At 60.6% G+C, this 19,197-nt stretch carries 25 protein-coding genes; all 25 read right to left on the bottom strand.

Features of this window, described 5'->3' with window-relative positions; genetic code table 11:
• Positions 1-14 precede the first annotated feature (14 nt).
• On the bottom strand, positions 15-1,055 hold the full coding sequence (locus SYN_RS14985; RefSeq protein ID WP_049749874.1) for a phage baseplate assembly protein: 1,041 nt from the start codon (positions 1,053-1,055) through the stop codon (positions 15-17).
• Positions 1,045-2,331 (bottom strand): DNA circularization protein, encoded by a 1,287-nt coding sequence (locus tag SYN_RS02660; RefSeq protein ID WP_011416471.1) that lies wholly within the window; start codon positions 2,329-2,331, stop codon positions 1,045-1,047. The genes SYN_RS14985 and SYN_RS02660 overlap by 11 nt, the downstream gene beginning before the upstream one ends.
• Positions 2,331-4,073, bottom strand: a complete 1,743-nt coding sequence (locus SYN_RS02655; protein ID WP_011416470.1) for a phage tail tape measure protein — start codon at positions 4,071-4,073, stop codon at positions 2,331-2,333. The genes SYN_RS02660 and SYN_RS02655 overlap by 1 nt, the downstream gene beginning before the upstream one ends.
• A gap of 170 nt (positions 4,074-4,243) precedes the next feature.
• Positions 4,244-4,564, bottom strand: coding sequence for a phage tail assembly protein (locus tag SYN_RS02650; RefSeq protein WP_011416469.1), 321 nt, complete (start codon positions 4,562-4,564; stop codon positions 4,244-4,246).
• 3 nt (positions 4,565-4,567) lie between these two features.
• The gene (locus SYN_RS02645) at positions 4,568-4,930 is read right to left on the bottom strand and encodes a hypothetical protein (RefSeq protein WP_011416468.1); all 363 of its coding nucleotides are present in this window, start codon (positions 4,928-4,930) and stop codon (positions 4,568-4,570) included.
• A gap of 13 nt (positions 4,931-4,943) precedes the next feature.
• The gene (locus SYN_RS02640; protein WP_011416467.1) at positions 4,944-6,383 is read right to left on the bottom strand and encodes a phage tail sheath subtilisin-like domain-containing protein; all 1,440 of its coding nucleotides are present in this window, start codon (positions 6,381-6,383) and stop codon (positions 4,944-4,946) included.
• Positions 6,383-6,562 (bottom strand): hypothetical protein, encoded by a 180-nt coding sequence (locus SYN_RS02635; RefSeq protein WP_011416466.1) that lies wholly within the window; start codon positions 6,560-6,562, stop codon positions 6,383-6,385. Before SYN_RS02635 ends, SYN_RS02640 begins: the two co-directional genes overlap by 1 nt.
• 33 nt (positions 6,563-6,595) lie before the next feature.
• Positions 6,596-7,132, bottom strand: a complete 537-nt coding sequence (locus SYN_RS02630) for a phage protein Gp37 (RefSeq protein WP_011416465.1) — start codon at positions 7,130-7,132, stop codon at positions 6,596-6,598.
• Between the two features lies 1 nt (position 7,133).
• Complete coding sequence (locus SYN_RS02625; protein WP_011416464.1) at positions 7,134-7,571, bottom strand: gp436 family protein; 438 nt, start codon at positions 7,569-7,571, stop codon at positions 7,134-7,136.
• Positions 7,571-7,837 (bottom strand): HI1506-related protein, encoded by a 267-nt coding sequence (locus SYN_RS02620; RefSeq protein WP_041584652.1) that lies wholly within the window; start codon positions 7,835-7,837, stop codon positions 7,571-7,573. Before SYN_RS02620 ends, SYN_RS02625 begins: the two co-directional genes overlap by 1 nt.
• Before the next feature lie 60 nt (positions 7,838-7,897).
• Entirely contained in the window at positions 7,898-8,776 is an 879-nt protein-coding gene (locus tag SYN_RS02615) for a Mu-like prophage major head subunit gpT family protein (protein ID WP_011416462.1), read from the bottom strand.
• Positions 8,777-8,839: 63 nt separating this feature from the next.
• Positions 8,840-9,919 carry a hypothetical protein gene (locus tag SYN_RS14980; protein ID WP_011416461.1) on the bottom strand — a complete coding sequence of 360 codons (1,080 nt, stop codon included), beginning with the start codon at positions 9,917-9,919 and terminating at the stop codon, positions 8,840-8,842.
• Between the two features lie 26 nt (positions 9,920-9,945).
• A complete protein-coding gene (locus SYN_RS02605) occupies positions 9,946-10,977 on the bottom strand; it encodes a phage protease (RefSeq protein WP_041584651.1) in 1,032 nt (343 codons plus the stop codon).
• A 271-nt stretch (positions 10,978-11,248) separates the two neighbouring features.
• Complete coding sequence (locus SYN_RS02600) at positions 11,249-11,698, bottom strand: phage virion morphogenesis protein (protein WP_011416459.1); 450 nt, start codon at positions 11,696-11,698, stop codon at positions 11,249-11,251.
• 262 nt (positions 11,699-11,960) lie between these two features.
• A complete protein-coding gene (locus tag SYN_RS02595) occupies positions 11,961-13,154 on the bottom strand; it encodes a PBECR2 nuclease fold domain-containing protein (protein ID WP_158302899.1) in 1,194 nt (397 codons plus the stop codon).
• Positions 13,144-14,736, bottom strand: coding sequence for a DUF935 domain-containing protein (locus tag SYN_RS02590; RefSeq protein ID WP_011416457.1), 1,593 nt, complete (start codon positions 14,734-14,736; stop codon positions 13,144-13,146). The genes SYN_RS02595 and SYN_RS02590 overlap by 11 nt, the downstream gene beginning before the upstream one ends.
• Entirely contained in the window at positions 14,736-16,175 is a 1,440-nt protein-coding gene (locus SYN_RS02585; RefSeq protein WP_011416456.1) for a terminase large subunit domain-containing protein, read from the bottom strand. The genes SYN_RS02590 and SYN_RS02585 overlap by 1 nt, the downstream gene beginning before the upstream one ends.
• 4 nt (positions 16,176-16,179) lie before the next feature.
• The gene (locus tag SYN_RS02580) at positions 16,180-16,713 is read right to left on the bottom strand and encodes a DUF3486 family protein (RefSeq protein WP_041584650.1); all 534 of its coding nucleotides are present in this window, start codon (positions 16,711-16,713) and stop codon (positions 16,180-16,182) included.
• Positions 16,714-16,715: 2 nt separating this feature from the next.
• Positions 16,716-17,045 carry a hypothetical protein gene (locus SYN_RS02575; RefSeq protein ID WP_011416454.1) on the bottom strand — a complete coding sequence of 110 codons (330 nt, stop codon included), beginning with the start codon at positions 17,043-17,045 and terminating at the stop codon, positions 16,716-16,718.
• Positions 17,042-17,356, bottom strand: a complete 315-nt coding sequence (locus SYN_RS02570) for a hypothetical protein (RefSeq protein ID WP_011416453.1) — start codon at positions 17,354-17,356, stop codon at positions 17,042-17,044. The genes SYN_RS02575 and SYN_RS02570 overlap by 4 nt, the downstream gene beginning before the upstream one ends.
• Positions 17,349-17,609: a TraR/DksA C4-type zinc finger protein gene (locus SYN_RS02565; protein ID WP_011416452.1), complete on the bottom strand. Its 261-nt coding sequence runs from the start codon at positions 17,607-17,609 to the stop codon at positions 17,349-17,351. The genes SYN_RS02570 and SYN_RS02565 overlap by 8 nt, the downstream gene beginning before the upstream one ends.
• A 1-nt stretch (position 17,610) precedes the next feature.
• On the bottom strand, positions 17,611-18,045 hold the full coding sequence (locus tag SYN_RS02560; RefSeq protein WP_041584649.1) for a DUF1353 domain-containing protein: 435 nt from the start codon (positions 18,043-18,045) through the stop codon (positions 17,611-17,613).
• Between the two features lie 9 nt (positions 18,046-18,054).
• Positions 18,055-18,411 carry a hypothetical protein gene (locus SYN_RS02555; RefSeq protein ID WP_011416450.1) on the bottom strand — a complete coding sequence of 119 codons (357 nt, stop codon included), beginning with the start codon at positions 18,409-18,411 and terminating at the stop codon, positions 18,055-18,057.
• Between the two features lie 9 nt (positions 18,412-18,420).
• Entirely contained in the window at positions 18,421-18,819 is a 399-nt protein-coding gene (locus SYN_RS02550) for a M15 family metallopeptidase (protein WP_011416449.1), read from the bottom strand.
• Positions 18,816-19,067, bottom strand: a complete 252-nt coding sequence (locus SYN_RS02545) for a DUF3310 domain-containing protein (protein ID WP_011416448.1) — start codon at positions 19,065-19,067, stop codon at positions 18,816-18,818. Before SYN_RS02545 ends, SYN_RS02550 begins: the two co-directional genes overlap by 4 nt.
• Between the last annotated feature and the right edge of the window lie 130 nt (positions 19,068-19,197).

Below are 19,197 nucleotides of genomic sequence, written 5' to 3'. Positions count from 1 at the left end.
ACGTCATCCTTCCTTTATATAAGGCCTACCCGGCCGAGCTTCAGCCGCGTTGTCGGCCCCAGATTCTTGTCCAGTTCGAAGGTCCTTCCGTAGATGAGATACACCCCGTCCAGACCCTGCACCTCGTCCGTCACGCGGGCCAGTTCGTTGACCGTCCAGTTTTTTCCGTTGCTGGAGTGCCGGGCCACCGTGACGCCGTACTGCCAGCCTTCCTTTCTCCCTTTCTCCATCAGCAGTCTGGCCATCAGGGCCGGAGAAACGCCGTCGTTGTTGCTGCACTGCACAAAGGGCTTGTAGAAGGAAATTTCCGAATCCGTGCGGGACGCTCCGGTCCTGATCGCCGTCGCGTCCGCGCCGAAGCTGTCCTGCCCCTGCCGCTGTCCGAGCACCGTAATCTTCGACCAGCGGCGGGAAATGTCCCGCGCCAGTTCGCTTTCGATGACGTTGTTTCCCTTCCCATCCCGGGTCAACTGGAGCGTAAAGGCCGGTTCCCCTTTCGCCTTCGGCCTGCCGAAAACAAGAGTCCCGTCGGGCAGGGAGTAGAAGAGCAGGCCGCGGGATACCGCGGCGGCCTTGAGCACTTCGAAGACGGTCATCCCCGGTTCGATCTGCGTGATCGTCTGCGGCTCATCGAGGAGATCCGTCGTGGTTTTCGCCTTGCCGGAGGCGGCAGACTGATAAACGACGGCCTTCCTGTTGATGTAGGGAACCGCGCGCAGCAGCAGCGCGGCCAGCTCCCTGAGAGACTTGTTCTTAACAGATACAAACGATTCGCAGCAGGAATCCACGAGCAGCCCCATGAGGTCGCGGCCCTCCACGGAGAGGGTCTGACCGTGCTCGGTGACCCGGCGGGTCACCCGGTCGATGATACCCGTGAGCTCCCGTTGATCGTTGACCCAGACCTCGCAGCGCATCCCCGCCTCAACCTGTGTTTCCGGTGCGGACAGCTCCATCCGGAAGGCGTCCGCCGGCGTGTAGAGGTCGGTGTCGATGCTGTAGGAAAGGAAATGCTCGATAGCCTTGTCCCCGATCCGGAGGGAGATCTTATCGGACATAGACAAGAACCTCCCCGGAGGCGAAGTTCGGGTTCCGGATCCCCCGGTTGACCTTAAGCAGCCTCTCCGCATCCTTGCAGGGCAAGCCGTAGCGCAGGCAGACCAGATGCAGGGGGAGGGGATTGTCCAGGAGCACCGCTTTCATCTTTTCCCGCTCCAGCCGGACGGCGTTGACATGCTCCAGCAGGGCTTTCGCCATCTCCTTGAGACTCCCCATCTCCCGCGCCGCATCCACGGCCTCATCCAGACGGCGGCGGGCGACAGCGAGGGTTTGCTCCAGTTCCGGCAGCGTCAGCACCTCATAATCATCCGCATCGTCCGGATCGGAAAAGGCGGTCTGATCCTCCTCGAACACCTGCGCCGTTTCCAGGGCCATCCTCTGGGCGCAGGCAATCCGCAGGTGGGATGCCATGACACTGCCGGCATCCGTTTCCGCTGATCCGGAAAGAGAACCGGCCGGATTGTCGAAGGAGTCCTCCAGATCCTTCATGGCCAGATCGAGGCTCTGCACATACCGGGCGGGATAGTTACGCAATGAATCGCAGAGACGGGCGGTCTTTTCCAGCGCCGCGGCCAGACCGCCCGTGATGCGGCCGGGGATTGTCAGGTCATAGGTGAGCGTGGACTGAAGGGAATCGACAGGACTGGTGACATCGGCGACGGTCGCCTCCGCCGTGCCGAGCAAAGTTTCCACCGCGCCCACCACGTTGCGGAGATCCGCCGAAAAGCCCTGCACATGAGAGAGCATCGTCGAGGCGGCATCGAGGATCTGCGTCAGGACGGCGGCATCCGTGACGGGGATCGTCCCCAGAAGGTCCTCCCGCAGGACGGCGATCTGTTCTTCCTGCCCGGCGATGTACGCCTCCTCCACCGTGGACAGGACCGCGGGCCGCGTCAGGGGCTCGATGGTTCCCCGCATCTGTTCGACAAAGGCGATGTCCACCTCGGCGCACCGCTGACGGTCGTCGTGGCGGACGTTAAGCTCCTCGATCTTGCCTTTCATCAGGCCGTATTTCGGATGTTCGAAATCCACCAGCTTCCGGTCGGACAGGAGGGAGATCAGGGCGATATGGTCATCGTAGGTGTCCTTTTCGGCATTGTCGTAAAAGTACGCCCGCACCCGCACCATGCGGGCCCGCTGGCCCATGTCCTCCAGATCCGCGCCGTCGGCGAAGGGATAGGCGTACCGGGCGATGGCACAGGCGAAGGAATCGTCGAGCATCTCCATTTCCAGGGGAATGCCGGCCAGAACTCCGACGTTCAGTTCGGCGGCCATTAGAAGGCCCCCCTTGCCATGCTTACGTTCAGTGTCGTATTCATGTCGTTCGAGTTGGTGATCACCCGGCCGTACTGGTCAACCCGGATAGAGAGATTGATCTTGTTTTCCTGTTTTTTCTCCTTATGCACCAGGCTGTAAAGCATGTCGCCCAGCCAGCCTTCCCCTTTGTATTTTCCGCCGCTGGCCTTTCCGGACAGCCAGCCGAGACCCCGGTTAAGCAGGTTGCCGATACCGTAGCCTGCCAGGGCTGACGTTCCCGCTCCCAGTCCCCAGACGCCCGCCGCCGGGGCGAATTTCAGGGCGTTTCCTCCCAGTTTTTTCAGGGTTCCCAGGCCCGTTCTGGCAACCGCGCCCGCACCTGCCGCCTCCAGGGCTGCTCCCCCGAATCCTCCCGGCCAGTTCGTCACGAAGACAGGCGTCACACCCGTGGCGGCCTGCACGGCCTTTCCTTCAGCGATGCCCGCCGCCGTTCCCGCCCGTTTCTTCAGGAATCCCCCGATTGCCTTCCCGCCATACCGACCGGCCAGCATGGTTGCGATGCTGATTCCTGCCCCATAGCCGAGCATCTCCTTGCCCGACAGACCCAGTCCACCGTCCTTTTTGCCTGCCATGCTCCAGGCAATCAGATCCGCCAGGGCCTTGTTGACTGGAGCGGCAAACCCGTCCGCCGCTTCCCGCAGAGAAGCCTTCAACCGGCCTGCCTGATCGACGAGATTCGCCGTGGCGTCCTTCATGTCCCGCTTCAGTGTCCCACCCGCCTGGCCGATCTCCTGGGAAAACCGGCGGACGTCGTCCAGGGAGTTCCCGCTCAAGAGGGTTCTGAATCCCTTGATCGTGTCGAGATCCGCCTTTCCGAAGGCTTTCTGCACGAATTCGGCCCGCTGGGCATCCGTGGTCAACGTCTTGTATTTCTTCCGGATGTCCTCCAGGACGGCCATCGCGTCCCGACGCTGCCCCTCGGCATCGAAGAAGCGGACGCCCGTGGCCTTCTGGGCCTCCGCCATATATCTCAAATTGGTGAAGACGCGCAGAGTGCTGTCTGCCAGCGTAGCCAGCTTCTCCGGCTCCCGTTCGATCTGGGAGAGCGCCTCGACAAAGGCCAGGGTCGCGTCAAAGTTCATTCCCGCCGAGGCGGCGTTGACCCCCACGCGGGCAAAAATACCGGACAGGTTTTCCAGTTCGGCATTCCCCAGCCGCCCCGCTACGGTCATCTTGTCCAGCAGTTCCAGGGCCAGCCCCGGTTTGGCCAGATCGAACTGAAAAGCCGTTGACGCCACGGTGAGACCACCGGCCAGTGTCCGGGCCTCGGAGCCGGTGACCGCCATCGCCGTGTTGACCCCTTCCAGGGTCGCCTTCGCTTCCTTCATGTTCAGTCCGGACTGAACCAGGACATTGAAACCTTCCTTGAGGTTATCCACATCCTGCCCGGAGTCTTTTCCCAGCCGGAACAGATCGCCGCGGAGTTGCCGCACCTGAAGGGCCGTTGCGCCCGCCGTCTGGCCGATCTGCGTGAGAGACTTGTCCAGATTGGCCGACTGCCACATCAGGGCGCCCGCTCCAATCGACACGCCCAGCCCGGCAAGCCTGCCCTGGAGGCTGCCGACGGCATTCCGGAGCGACGCCATTTCCGCCTTCGCCTTGTGCGTAAAACCGGACATGGCGCGTTCGCCCTGTTTCATCCCGTCTTTCATCCTGCGGGAATCTGCGACCAGTTCCAAGAAGACCTTCATGTTCGTCATGGTGGTATCAATCCCTCTTCACCCGGTATTTCACGGACCTTTTCTCTTCCGGGTTGACCATCTCGTGCCAGACCTCCAGGAGGTTCTCCGCCTCGCCGAGGGGCATGGCCAGAATCGACGGATAATCGACGCCCAGCTTCAGCAGGGCGACGATCTTCCGGTACGTGTCCCTACGCCTCGCCGCGAAAGGATTTGCGGCGTTCCTCCAGCCGCTTCGCCGCCGCGCTCAGTTCGTTGAAATCCTCCTGGGCCATATCCAGGAGCAGCTCGGGCGTGATCGCTTCCGCCGGGAGGCTCCCCAGGGACACGACCTGGCCGGCCAGGATGCATAAGCCCATGAAGGCGTCGTTCATTTCGGCACGCTTCGCCGTTTCCGGGTTGTCATAGACGGCCACCAGGTCACGGACCCGCTGCTCCCGGATTTCGAACTCCCGGTGCACTTTCCCCGCGTATTCAATCCCCACGGGAAGACTTCCCTTTTCCGTCAGCATGGGCTAATTCTCCTTTCTGGCCTTCGCGGAAAACTCGATGGTCTTGACGACTTCCTTGTCATCGCCGTATTTGGCCGCGCCGATCTTGGTGACATAGACGCCGGTATAGGTGGTCCGCTTCCCGTTCTGCTTGTCGATGGTGATCACGCCGCCGGCCACGCTGTTGAAATCGAATTCCTCGCCGTCGGCGGGGACGACGTAGTCCAGCTTCAGCCCATAGCGTTCCGTGGTCTTGAAGTGGCCCGTCCCGTTCATGAGGTTCACGGGTTTGTAAACCTCGTATTCGTTTTCCTCGACGGACGCGAAGTCCGTCACGCTCTGCCCGTTCACTTCCAGGAGCACCCGGGATACAAACAGTTCAGACATGATTTAACCCTCCTTACAGCAAGAGATCGATGCGCCCGGCAAAGACATGCAGGCCGTTGACGACGTCCACGGGGATCTTCGCATCGAGGCGGTTGACGTCCTGGAGATCCCGTTCCACCACGAGACCGGCGGCGTTGGCGTCCACTTCCTCCACGATTTCCAGCGACTCCAGGGAATAGAGGACGTCGAGGAGCTGATCGCGTACCTTGTCCGGGGTCTTCGAAGAGAGCTTTTCCCGCGGGAAGCGCAGGGCGATCCGTTCCCGGCAGGCCTTGCGCACGTAATCCAGGGTGCGGATGGTCGTCACATCCAGCAGGGAGACGTCATCGATGCCCTGGGGATCGTGGATGTAGGTCGTGATCGCCCGGACGATCTGCACCTTTTCTCCGGGCCCCACTTCCAGGGGCGTGACGCCGTTATAGAGGAGGCTTTCCTGCTCCGTCCGGGACAGGCGCGAGGCCACGGGGGGCGCCGCGATCTTCTTTAACTCCAGGGTGTTCAGGGGCCGTGCCGGGTCTTCCTCGGAGGCCATGACCGCCGCCATTGCCGCCGCAATCTCGTAGGCGGGGGATTTCGTTCCGCGGAGATAGGCGCACAGGATGCGGCCGGAGTTGATGTTCCCCGCCAGGGTCGTGCAGTCGGCGAGCACCCCGTCGTATCCGTAAATCCCAACGGCGGGCCGCTGCTCCATCGGGCCGGAGACGCTGTCCAGATGATCCCGCAGGGCCGTCAGGGAGGTCTGATCGTTGAATGGGGTCGCAATGAGGGTGTAATCCTCGGCGAATACCGCTTCCAGGGCGTCGTCGATGTCGGGATCGACGGAACCGGGGGTCGTTTCGGCCAGAGCCGCCGTCACGCCGGATGCGGTCGCCTCGGCGGCGAAGTCCACCTGATTGGCGACGGTTCCCTTGTTCCTGGCCGTGAAAGTGAGGATGTGGTCGTTGGGAGCGGTTCCCTGGGAAACCGTGAAGGGCAGATCGGGATATCCGTCGTCAAGGGCCGCCTTGATCGCCGTGGCGATTTCGACCGCCGTATCCCCGGTGGCGATGCCCACTTCAATGACGACATTGCCGACGGAAAGCGCAATGACTCCCGACGTCGTCGCCGGGCCGGTAAGGGTCAGGGTTTCCGCGCGGGCGACGGGATTAGTGGCCGAATCGTCCAGGGCGCAGACGGAAAGATCCAGATAGGGATAGGCCTTGATCGCCGCCCGGACCATCAGGTGGGCGATGGAGCCCTCGCCGAAATACGCGGCCGCTTCCGAGTCGGAGAAGACCTGCGCCGGCACTTTCTGCGCCACCGACCCGGTGCTCAGCCGCTGGGCGACAATGAGCAGGCGCTGCCTGTTGGCCGGCAGGGTGCGCACGGCCAGTTTGGTGTTGTACTCGAAATACTTCCCCGGTTTCCTGATGGACGCGGGGATGGAATCAAAGGAAATGTTTTCCGATGCCATTACTTTTCACCTCCCGGTTCTACGGCCGCGTCCGCTCCCGCGAAAATCAGGGAGCCGTCGGCGAGCAGCCGCCGATAATAGATCGAATCCGGAACGTCCACGGGAACGGAGTCCGTGATGTACGCCCGGGGTTTGTGTTCCATCGGGCATTTCGCGCCCGGTTTGGCCAGCACTTTCATGAGCTTTCTCCTTTTATGAGATGATCGTTGGTGTTACGGCTCCGGTTCGGGGGCCGGTTCGCCGATCAGATCGGCTGCATCGGCCACCTCGTCGTCCTCGGGATCCTGCAGGTAATAGTTCAGCCCCACCCGCAGGAGATCGGCAGCCGCCTCCTCGTCCAGTTTCCGGAGATGGCAGCCCGTCTCGAATTCCAGGGAATAAACCAGCAGGCCTTTCGCCCGCAGGGCCTCCGACGTGACGTTCCGGAAGGCCTTCGGCCTCAGGGGGGCAATCCCCAGCCCCAGGGTCTGGAGCAGGAGGGTCTGGACGATCCCTTCCAGGATCGGATAGATCCCCCGGCGGCGCTGCTCCTCGTTTCCCAGATGGGAAAAAACGATGTCCACATACCCCTTCACCGTCTGGCGGAACGAATCGGAGGACACCTTCTCGAAGGCCCCTTCTTCCAGGGAGACATAGACCGCCGGCTGCGGAATCCCTTCCGTTCCCCGCTGCACGGCCACATAACCCGCCGCGGCGGCGAGCTTCTCCTTGATCCGGGCGGCGATTGCCTCTTCGATTTCGCTGAGCATCTCAGTATCCTTTCAGGGTGACGCGGGTGAAGATGCGATTTCCCGGTGTGGAGACGGCAGCGGAACCGCCGCCTGTCTCCGGGGTGGTCAGCGCCCCAACCCCGAGAGCGAGTTTGCCGTCGCGGATCTGCTCCAGCAGCTTCAGGGCGTTACGGTACCGTTCCTTGACGCCCTCCATCGGGTCGATGTTCGCCCTCCGGGCGTAGAGCCGCCAGACTGCGATGTCCGCGGCCAGGGTGTTGAGCAGACCGGGAACGGGCTCCAGAGGCAGCGTATAGCGCTCCCGCAGATAGCCGTCGATGAGTTCCCCGGCATCGGCAATGGCGCGGGCCACGTTGTCCGCGTCGATCGCCGCGGGGGGGATCGCGTCGTCGGTCAACTGGATCAGATCCTGTTCCGGAACCAGCTGTTCCAACTCTTCCTGGGTGCAGTAAGCCATTACGATGTCTTACCTTTCTTTCCGGTTTTGACCTGCTCTTTTCTGTTTTCTCCGGCAGAGGGATTTTTCTCTCCCCCGCCCCCTGTTTCTGTTTCCGGACCGGGATTTTCCTCCTCCTCGATTTCCTCCACCAGCAGCATCGGCTCAGCTTTCAACACTGCCAGTTCTTCCCTGGAAAACCGGCCGTCCGGATATTCAACGGTCATCGATGGGTGAGCTATTCCGCATCTGCGGAAGCCGTCCCTTTTGCTTCTGATACGAATCATCGTCCTTCTCCTTGTAATTCAGGCGGTGGGACATGCCACCGCCTGTTTATTGGTTGTCGACTAAGCCAGCCAGGGCACAACCACCAGCTTCGCGGTGTTGTACCATACGTTGCTTGCCCCGTTGGCGTCGAACTGCGCTTCCACAACGGTCCGGCCGTTGGATTCGAGCGTCGGGGGGACCACCAGGTGGGTCGGCGTAATGCCCAACGGCACGCCCTCGTCGTTGGTGAAGGCCATCATGGCCGCCCGGGCCGCGGCATAGTTTGTCGCGTCCAGGGTCTGCTTGCTGCCGTAGGCAAGCTGCCACAGACCGTAGCCGACATTTTTCCGGTCATCCACACCGTAACGGAACTTCTTCCGCATAAAGACATTCTCGTCGTCCGGTTTGTCCATCGCGACGAACTGGGGGCGCTTCCTGATCTGCAGGACGATGGGCTTGATGGGCCGGGACAGATCGAGGAGATACCAGGGAGTTCCGTCTCCACCGCCGGTGTTGGAAACGGAAGCGCCGTTGACGCTGTGATCGCTGTCGAAAAAATACTGTCCGTCGAAACATCCCGTGTCGAATCCCGCTTTGAGGAGGGCGAAGACCAGGATGTCCGGGTGCACTTTCGCGGCCTGGGCAAGCCCCTGAATCATGGGCGTGTAGACGCCGATCTGATCGTCGTCGATATCGTTGCGGTCCACCTCGATGGTGGATTCATAGTCCTTGTTGGTGATTTCGTACTTGAAGGCGGACAGGTCCTTTAAAACCCGGTCGCCGAGCCACTCCCGCATCATGGGGAAATCGCCCAGCCATTTGTAATCCACGCTGCGCCCCGTGGACGGCACCTGCATGGCCACCAGGGGCCATTGGCTGGGGGCAGCATCGAATGCCTGGTTGAAGATCGTGTTGAAGGATTTGTAAATTCCCTGCAGATTCGCTTGATTGACAATCATGTCATGCACTCCTTTTCCGGTTTTCGGGAGAGAGCGGCGCTCTCTCCCGGTTCATGGTTCATGTTACGCCGTCAGCAGCTTCTTCTTGTATTCGATCCAGACCGCCAGCAGGATCACATCGTCCGTTCCGAGCGTGCCGTCCTTCGGTTTGATGGTCAACTCCATCGCCGCCGGATAGGCTGCCAGGTTGGCCAGGGCCAGGGTGAGCGATTCGTGCTGGACCGTTTTGGCCGTGGCGTCGCCGGTCATGGCGCTGGTGTCGCCACCGAAGTCGTCATCCGCGTCGTAGGCCGCGTCAACCACGTTGTTGTAAGCCGCGACGGTGAACTTCGTGGCGTCGCCAACCGTTGCGCCGGTCTTTGCGGCAAGGACGTGCAGAACCGCGTTCGCGGTCACATCCATGTCGGGGGGAACGATAACCTTCGTTCCCACCGCGCCGGGCGTGGCGTGGTTGTTCCAGCGGATCCCCAGACCCTTCGCCGTGACACAGAATCCGGGAGTGGCGCTGGCGCCGTCGGAAAAAGCGGCGAGGGCTACGCCTGCATTCGTAAAATACGGGATCGGGATATCGATAATCCCCTTCGCGCTTTTCAGATGCTGGTAAATCTCCTGCAGGGCCGCCTCCACTTCGGTCTGGGAGGTGAACGATCCCGCGTCGGCAATGGAGATCGCGCTGGCTGCATGGGCGGCGTTCCCGTCGGCGATGTGCGCGGCGGCATCCGACTGCCGGACGGCCGGTTCGATGTCCACCCAGGCGTGGGTCGTGTCGATGTATTCGGCAATAATTCCCGCGAAAATGTCGTTGGTCACGTTCCCGACCAGATCGACATTCTGATCGTCGGCAATATAGACGCTGTCTCCCACGTTGGCCTCGGTAATCGCCGTAGCAAAGGACATCTTGAACAGGCCGCGCCGACGGACCAGAACACTGATGTCGCCGGCCTGGCCGGATGCGTTGTCGGCCTGTTCACGGGCGATGCCCATGAAGATCAACCCTGCCGTATCGGCGCCGGGAACGGCGTAACCGTCGGCATTGGCGCAGACCATCGCGCCGGCATAAATCTTGTCTCCGTCATCGACAGGAATGGAAATCTCGACGCCTTCCCGGTATTCGGTTTTCTTGTCATCTGCTAAAGCAGTCATGCTATTCCTCCTTCCCCCGCTCAGGGCTACTGGTTGTATTTTTTGAACGTGTCTTCATCGATGCCCATCATCGCGTTGATGCTCTTCTGGGCATCGTCCATCTTCCCCGGATCGGAGTCTTTCAGAACGCGCAGCCCTTCCACGGGGATGACGCTTCCCGCGGGACGGGACAGGACGATGAGTTTGAACTGATCCGGATTTTTCAGGGCCAGGTCCCGCCCCCACTTGTCCAGTTCTTCGGGAGAGGTCTTCCCCTCCTTGAGGGACAGGGCAATCAGATCCTGTTGATTCATTTCGGCGATTTTCCGGGTGAGCTCAGCCACCTGGTGGCTTAACTGCACGGCGACGTCACCGGGGGTCTTGAGGGAAGCGACGATCCGGATCACCTCTTCCCTGTCTGCATTCTCTTTCGCTCCCAGGGCCTCCAGGACTTCCCTGCAGGCGACGACTTCCCCCTTGCCGCCCGCCTCCTTCGCCGTGTTGACGGCCAGGGTCGCCGCTTCGAGAACCTTGTCTTCCCCGGCATCGTCCGCCAGGCCGAGGAGTTTCCTCAATTTTTCGATCATGACAATCTCCTTCGCTTTGTTTTGGGAGGCGGGTTCCCCGTCTCCGGTTAAATTCCATTTCGCCACCAGGGGCTTCAGGTTGTCGATCCGGGGCATGTTGGTCAGGGCCACGTTAAGCATGGCGACAATCCGTCCCGACGCCTCCTCGATGAGCACCACCGGGGAAAAATACCGGTATTCCCTGTTGGCCAGATAGTTCGACGCCTGCCGCGTCCAGTCCACGACCGCCCAGAGTCCATCGGAGCCCTTCCAGGTCAGCGCCTTGATCCATCCCGCCGCGGGGGCCTGGCTGTCCTTCAAGGTCTGGTGCTCGTAGTCGATAACCATATCCAGGCCGCGTCTGGCGAACTCGGCGATGATCTCCGTCGCGCCGGCTTCGTCCAGGGTTGCCGACCCGTAACCTTTCATGTCGATCCTGCCCGCGGGCAGTACCTGGAATTCCCCGGGCACTCCCGTCATTTCCTTCAAAAGAACCCGGATTTTCTCTCCCATCGTCAAAACCCCTCCTGACTCAGACTGCAATTTCCCCGGAAATAGCTTTAAACATACTTTAAATTTTGAGATCGTTTTTCGCGCGAAGGTTTGATCGCGCCTGACACAGATAACCGCTTACAGGGCAAATTTGAGCGTCGTTTTTCCGCCAAAAGACCTCAAAAGGGTCCTCCAGTCTGTCACCGATTTCGTTTTTCCGGACGGTCAACGTTCATTTTCTTCATAAAATGAACCCCTTAAAGTGTGGCTTAAGAAGCTAAGTGAAAAAGCATTAAACCTTGCCCTCCAGATACCGTTCCACGATCCCCGCAATCCGCCCGCTGTCCTCCCGGCTGATCCCCAGGTAGGGCCGGGCGGGGATGCGAACCTTGCGGCCCCTTCCTGCAGTTCCGCCGAGCTGGTGGATCGCCCCGTAAACCCTGTTCGTCCCCACAGCCACGGCATGCGTCCCCATGAGTTGAGAGCGGATGCTTCCCCGGAGGTGTCCCGATTCCGTCAGAATCTTGGAATGCTTCTTCCGTTTCAGGGTGGCCGGGGACAGCGCCGCCCACCGGGCGCCGTCGGGAGCAGGACCCTGACTGTTGAACCGCGACTCCGTGGACTTCACCAGTTCCTCGCCGATCACCCTGAGAACCGGGGAAAGGTCGCCCATTTTCCGGGACAGCCGGTTGAGGGCGTCCAGGACGGGTTTGTCGTCGATTCGAATGGTGATGTCGGGCATCTGCCGTTTCTCCTTGACTTTTCACCGCAAGGGGCTGATATTTTTATTAAGGCTTCGGTGACACGGTGACATTCTCCCGGCCGTAAGACACCGTCAGGCGGACTGATATGTGGGGTTCAATGGGAGGCCCCACCCGAAGCCTTTTACAGTTCATCCTTGCGGTTCCTGAATATTGTGCTATCTTATTGCTATCTGGCCTGTCGGGGCCGCACCCTTAACCGGCAGGCGTAGGCCATGCGCCGGTGCGGCGGCGTGATGCGCACTATCTCTCTTCCGGTTCCGGATAAATCAGCCTTCCGGATCTTAATCTGCCGCCGCTCGGATTTTCGCTTCGAATCACGTCAAACGCGATTGTCTGTCCTTTAATTGTATCCGCCACGATCCCCGCCACGCGTCCTTTTCCGACGTCATACGCCTTGACGTACCGTCTTCGGAGATATACCCGGCCGCTGTCCACAAACTGCATGAATCCCACCCATATTTCCTGAGGATTCTCCAGGATGTCCGGAATCAGCGGCAGGTATTGTTCCCGACCGTCCCACCGCTGCTCGTCACCGGCAATATGATCGGCGATGGCTGTTGTAACGCTCACGGAATCCCCCATTTTGTCCCGATAGATTCCTTCCGGAACTGCGGTGCGCAGGGCCTGCACATCTCCTTTGCGGATCCGCTCTCCCAATTCCACCGGCGGTCGCTCTCCCGTCAGCTTCTTCGGCAGGAAGGGGTATTCCGCCCGGCGCCAGGGTCCCAGTTCGATGAACTTTCCAGTTTCCTGAATCCAACTCTTGCCGAAAGCCGCCTTGCCGACGTTGTAGCCCCAGCCCTTGTCGATCCCCACCGGCTCGCCCGTCTTCGGGTCGATGGGGGAAGGAGGGGCCTCGCCCTTGCCGTTTTTGCGGGCGGCCTGCCATTCGTCCTTTCCTGCGGCAAAGACCTTGCACTTGCATCCCCAGCCGTTGGGGACGTAGTGGGAATCCCACCAGGGATCGTTGGCCGGCAGCGTCGTGCCGTCCCAGGACCGATGCAGGGGGCGGGGATGGATGCTGTCGCCGTGGCGGTAAACCAGATAGCCGTAGAACTTCAGCATGTCCGGATCGGTAAGCTGCGCCCAGCGTCCAGCGGCGTAGGACGTCCGGATGTTCGTGGAGTAGATCACTTCGCTGCGCCAGTTGCGGGAACCGTTGTAGCTCCAGCCGTGCTTCGCCACGATCCGGTCGAAGTCCTTGCGGAAATCCCGAAGGGTGACGCCGTCGCTGATCGCCTTGTCCACGGCGGTCCGGAAATCCGCAAGAAGATCGGCCTTCATCGCCCCGGCGATCATGAATCCTCTGGCGTGCTGGCCTTTCCACAGATCGTCCCAGCGGGCCGTGGGGATGTTCAGCTTGTTTTTAAAGAACGATTCCTGCTCCTGGAAAGGCAGTTTAAAAACTATTGACAGTGCTGGATCAATTGCCATCGCCGACCTCATACCGGCCCGCCATATCCGCGATCATCATGGCTTGCGCCATCAAGCCGCCGAGGTCTGCCGGGTCCATGCCGCTGTAGAGATCCAGGATGCTGTCCCGAAGCTCTTCCAGGCTTTCCGCCTTTTCCACGAGCCGCTTGAGCGGCGTCAGGAAGAATTCATCCGTAAGGGACAGACTTTCCCGGCCAAGACGGTCGGCGATCAGGTCGGCGGCGTCCTTTTCCGCTTCCGTCGCTCCATCCTTGGCGGCGATGACCCGAGTTCCCGGCGTTTTGTTCGCTACGGGTGCCGGAGGCTCCGCCTTTTCCGGCGGCATCAGGATCGTTTCCCCTTTCTGAGGCATCGGGATCTTGAACTTTTCCGCCACATGCTCGGCAGAGGGGTAAAAACCGATCTTGCTCAAATTGACGTAAACTTCGGAGGTGGTCTTGAGGTCTTCCGGCTGTTCATGGAAAATCTTGAACCACGGCAAGGGCTTGTCCCAGCCGAAGTTCCACCCCACCAGGGGGCGAATGATCTGAAAACGGATCGTCCTGCACAGGGCTTCGGCGTCGGACACCACCAGGTCATGGCGCACCTTGTCCTGGACATCATCGTTGCCCAGCCTGCCCGGGGTGCCTTCCGTCGTCGCAGTCTGGCCGAGAATGGCCTTGGACATCTGTTTATCGCAGAAATTCGCCAGTGCATCGTAGAGGTTGTCTGCCCCTGTGGCCTTGGCGGACTCAATAAAATCGATCTCCGTATTCTTCGAAATGATCCCCGCTGCATCGGAACCCAGGGAACGGACGGCGGCAAGCAGAGCGTCCTTTTCGTCCCTGCCTGCCAGCGGATCGTATTTCCCCAGGCGCAGAGGCATGCCGAAGACTTCGGCGAAGGCCACCCAGTCCTTCAATACATAGTTCTTGAAGAGGTACATCCAGCCGCAAACCCGCAACACTCCCGCGCGGGTATCATATCCTGAGCGGGCCTTGTATCTATGATAGACGAGCTTGAAGGGAGGCATAATCTCCCCGTAAACAGGCTCCGCTTCCGTGAGTATCCGGGGAACCTCGAAGCTCCGGGCTGTAATATCAGCGCCTCGTTCGTAGAAGACCGCTTTCTTGGCGTGAATCCACTCCAGGCGTTCAATCACTGCACGGGAGCCGTCGAATCCCCAGAGGATCTCCGACAGAGCATAGCCCTTGCCGACGGCGTCCAGCAAATCAAGCAGGGATTCCTCCAGGGGTTCCAGGGAAAACAGGCAGTCGGCTACAAAATCGCGGATCTTCCGGTCTTCGGCGGATTCCGACCAGGGCGTGATGTCGTAGTCCAGCCCCAGGACGGCATTCTTCCGGGTCTGCAGCTCCGAGAACAGGTGTGTGTCCTTCTCTTCCATTTCCTCGAAGAGTTCCGCCTGCCGGGCCACATCCCCGCCGTCGGCCTCCTTGAAGATCGCACTCAGCCGTTCGGGAGTCAGCCCCTGCGACGGATAATTGCTCCACCGGTCCCGGATCGTCGTCACGGCGATCTGCCGGGTTTCCGGTCGTTTTTCGACCTGGATTTCCCGCCCGAATTGATCGAATAGTATTGCCATCAGTAAGCACCTCGCTGTCGATAGACGCCCGTCGGCGATTGATCAGATGTTGTCGAGAACCGTCTTCGGGAGACGGCCTGATATTCCACCGGGCCGCCGATGTCAGTACCCGCCGCGGAAATCGCCAGGGCCAGGGCCCAGAAGCGGTCGGCGTGGCCGTCTTCCGAGCGTTCCGCCGTGAAGCGGATGTTTCCCGCAGCCGTCGTTTCCTTCGTCACGGACCGCAGATCGGCCCGGATCCTGGGGTCGTAGGGAATCCGCAGCCTCCGGTCCTCCATCGTCCCCCGCACGGGATAGGCCAGGGCCTCCTTGACATGGGGGGTGAAGGTCACGGTTTCGATGCGGTATTCGCCGATCTTCTTCTTCGCGTCGTCGCCCCAGCCGATGCCCAGGCCGGTGTAATCCAGACAGGCCCGGTTCATTCGGGCCAGCCAGGGCCAGAGCACCTTTTCCTGGTCGGGCTTGCTCATGTTTCTCAGGGCGATGACCTCGCGGGTATAGAGGACGTCCCCGAGCTTCTCCAGGACCCACAGCACCGTCAGATCCTTCTTCCGTCCGATGTCCAGTCCGGCGTACAGCGGGCCTTCCGGCCTTCGCCCGTCCAGGCTCATCCGCCAGTTTTCCGTCGCTCCATACTCGCAGGCGGCGATCAGGTCGTATTCCAGAAAGGCCGTGGCGTCGTCCGCGGGGTTGCACATGTATTCCTGCTGAAAGGATTCCTCGTCGGCGCAGCCGGACTTGACGAAATCGAAATAGGTTGCCTCGTCCATCCCCTGAATCTCGTCGTCCGCAGGCAGGGACTGCTGGAGCTTGTAGAGGAAGCCGTCGGTCAGGGCGTCTTCCAGGGTGACCCGGTGCAGGCTGATGTTCTTGGGGTTGCCGTGTTCCTTGACCTCGCGCACCAGGCCGTTGAAGAAATTCGCGCTCCCCCGGTGGGTGGAGATGACCTCCAGGGAACCGCCCCAGGTGATGCCCGGATAGGCGATGCTCCACAGTTTGCGAGGATCGGGATGCAGGGCGAACTCGTCCAGGACGCGGCCGCCGCGTTTGCCGGCCTGGGCGTCCGGGTTGGAGCTCATGGAGTGGATCCGCTTCCCGGAGGAAAAATGCAGGACATAGGCGGAGATCTTCTTTTCCTCGTCGATGACCCGTTCCCCCAGATCCTCGGCGGCGAGCTGAAGCACCTTTCCCCACATTTTGCAGTCTTCCACGAAGAGTCGGGCCTGAAGGTCGTCGCGGCTGGAGACCCACTGATCATGACGGGCGCCCGCTTCGGCGGTGCGCTCCACGCAGGCGTAGGACGTGCTCCAGGAAAGGCCGATCTGCCGGGCCTTCTCCATCAGCTTCAGGCGGGACCGGTCGAGAATCCACCGCTCCTGGTAGGGGAGAAAAAGACCGCCGGGGTTGGCCGGCGTGATCTTCGCGTTGCCTTTGCTCATCTCATCAGCCCGCCATCATCAGGACGTCGCGCCGGATCTTCTCGATGGTCGCCGGGGAAACGCCTTCCTGTTTCGCCGTTTTCTCAGCGGCATCAGCGGCATCTTCCAAGGCCTTTCTCCGGCTCTCCGCCATCCATTTCTTCTGATCCACGCTGGCCTTGCTCAGTTTCGCCACCATGACGCCCAGCTTCGGGAAGATCTTCGCGAAGGCTTGCGGGTCTTCCGTCTGGAGATTGACCAGGACGTCAAAGGCCTTTTCCTGCACCAGGGTGATCAGGGCGTTGTTCATGTGGCCTTCGCTGTCCCCCACGGCTTCGGAAACGGCGCGGGCCTGCTCGGTGGCGATCCGGATGGATGCCAGACGGCCCTCAAACCCCTGGCCGTAACGGTGAACCCCCGAGCGGGAAATGTCGTAACCCTGCTCCTGGAGCCAGGCGGAAAGCCCTTCGTAGTCGCAGAAACCGCCCGTAATCAGGCGGCGGTCCAGTTCGGCTTTTACATCCGGGGGCAGGTCGAGGATTTTCGATCTTCGCGGCATGGCTACCACCACTTCTCCGGGCGGGCGATTCCGGGATCACAGGGCACCGTGTATTCCACGAGATCGACGCCCAGACGGTTGATCTTCGCGGACCAGACGGGAACGGCGCGGGAGCGTTCGACGGCGAGCAGTTCCCGGTCTTCCAGATAGTCCAGCTCCCGGCGGATCTCCAGCAGGGTAATGTCCAGCATCACCGGCTCGATGGCGTTCTTGATGATCGTTTCCGTCGTCCCGATGGGACGGGCGGCATAGAGGGCGCGCAGGATCAGCCAGCGCAGCTCTTCACGGCGGGCTTTTTCGATATCCACGGGCACAGGGCAAGGTTCTTTCATCGGGTTTTCTCCTTGGCATTGATGGCTGTCATCATATCCTGATGCAGTCGATCCAACTTGGTATTCAGCACCAGTTCAAAGCGCATGTGATCTTCCTTGCGCACGTAATCCAGAGGCAGCGTCGCCTTCATCTCCAGAAACTCCCGCTCCAGGCGCTGGAGATCCTTGCCGAGGCCGCTGATGCCGGATATCTTATCTTCCAGGTCTCCAATGCACTTGCTCAGCATCGACCGCATGACGCCCAGGATCAGCATGCTCCAGGCGGCGATCAGGCCGGCGAGAAAGAGGAAAAGCGGCCAGGATTCACCCATGACGCTCCCTCCGTTCCTTTATCCCCTGGCATTCGATGCACCGCACGGCGAAGGGCATGGCGGCCAGCCGGGCGGGTTGAATTTCCTCGCCGCAGTCCCGGCAGATTCGCCTTTCCCCCGGTCCCGCTCCTTTCGGATGCAGGCCGGGGTTCCGGCCTCTCTCTGAATAATTGTCTCTTCTCCGGAAGTGCTCCCGCAGGGCGATCTCCCGGTGCATGGCTTCGTGCTGCTGGGCGTGATCGATTTCATCCATGTCAGATCAGCCCTGCCAGTTCTTCGTAGGTGGCCGACACCTTATGCTTGTGGAAATAGCCGGGAGCCACGCGGACTACGGCATATTTCAGCCGGCGGCGCCACCAGCGGTCGAGTTTTCCCAGCAGTCCGTCTTCCAGGAGGCCGTCCCGATACGCCATGATCTCCAGATAAACCTGCGCAGCGACGGCCTTGCTCACCACCGGATCCGAATCAGATCGACAGAGGTAATCGTGGGCCGCCCCCGCTCTTTTGCTCGTTCCCCGGATGAGCGGAACGCTCTCGAAATCCATGACAAAACCCGCCGGCATCGTGACATCATTGGCCAGGCCCTCCCTGTAAAGAACGTCCGAGACAAAGCGGAAAGGAGCGATGAGACGGACGTATTTCGTATCGTCAATATTGTCTGTCAGCAGCGGACCCAGGATTTTCGTCATCGTCAACCCCTATGCCGTCAGTCCTTCCAGGAACCCTGTCGTCAGGCTCCTGATCAGGGGAAGATCGATGTCCGGCATGTCCCCGGAATCGGCATTGTAGCTGACCTTGCTCAGGGCCGCCTTGACGGCCAGTTGAACTTCAGGCTTGTCCACCTTCTCCAACAGGGTGGAGACGACTTCCTTCAGCAGGGCATTGACCGCCTCCCGGCTCGCCCCGCTTTCGATGGTCTCCAGCAGTCCTTTCGCCACCGGCGTGGCCGGTTCGATCAAAGCAGGATTGTTGGCCTTCACCAGCCCGCCGGCCACAAAGGCCAGCATGGAGACGGCCGGTTCAACGCTTTCCTTCACACAGAACCATCTGCTCATTGTTTCCTCCTAAGCGATCTCGAAGTGGGGATAATCCGGGCGCGGCTTCCCCTTGCTGTTCCTGAATCTCCCGCCCCAGCGCAGACCCACGGATTCGCCGATCCGGCCCGCTTCCTCGTAATCGGGAATCTCGTTTTCGTTCACGTCGACCTTCACATCCCAGCAGGGCTTGAAATCCCTGAGGATGGCGATGTCGAAGGCCTTGCCGTCGATATGCTTGGACTTGCGCGTCCAGGTGACTATCTTTCCCGGCTTCGTCCGCCCCTGGGCATAGAGGGCGTCCTGCTCTTCCTGTGTCCGCCTGGTGCAGGTGTACATGAAAGGGATCCCCGCGTTGACCATCGCCACGGAAAAGGCTTCCGCCTTCTCCTGGAGTTCGGGAAGGCAGTCGGAAATCAGGCGGCTCATGGCTTGGGCTCCTTCACCGACAGGGATGAGATCAGGATGTCCGCATAATGCTTGATCTTCAGGCAGTCGTCCGAATTCAGCCCCTTTCTTGCCTGCCGGGAGGCATACTTGATGATGCTGCCCAGGGCAAAGCTGTCCAGGATGCCCAGGGAGCGGTACAGATCGATGGGCTCGACGCCTCCCTTGCTCTTGTAATGCTCCGAACCTTTCTTCTTGACTGATTCCCAGGTGATTAGCCCTTCCGACATGACGGCCTCCTTAATTTCCCGTGCACTTTAGCAGGGGTATAAAAGGATGGCCTTCTGGTGTGATGGGGTTTGAGACAGGGATTAAGGGGGGTGAAACGGGTTAAGAAAGAGAAGGCCCGGAGGGGTTCCG

Origin of the sequence: Syntrophus aciditrophicus SB, assembly GCF_000013405.1 — a bacterium.
GTDB lineage: Bacteria > Desulfobacterota > Syntrophia > Syntrophales > Syntrophaceae > Syntrophus > Syntrophus aciditrophicus.
The sequence above is the reverse complement of the archived record's forward strand: the minus strand, read 5'-3'. Positions and strand labels throughout refer to the sequence as shown.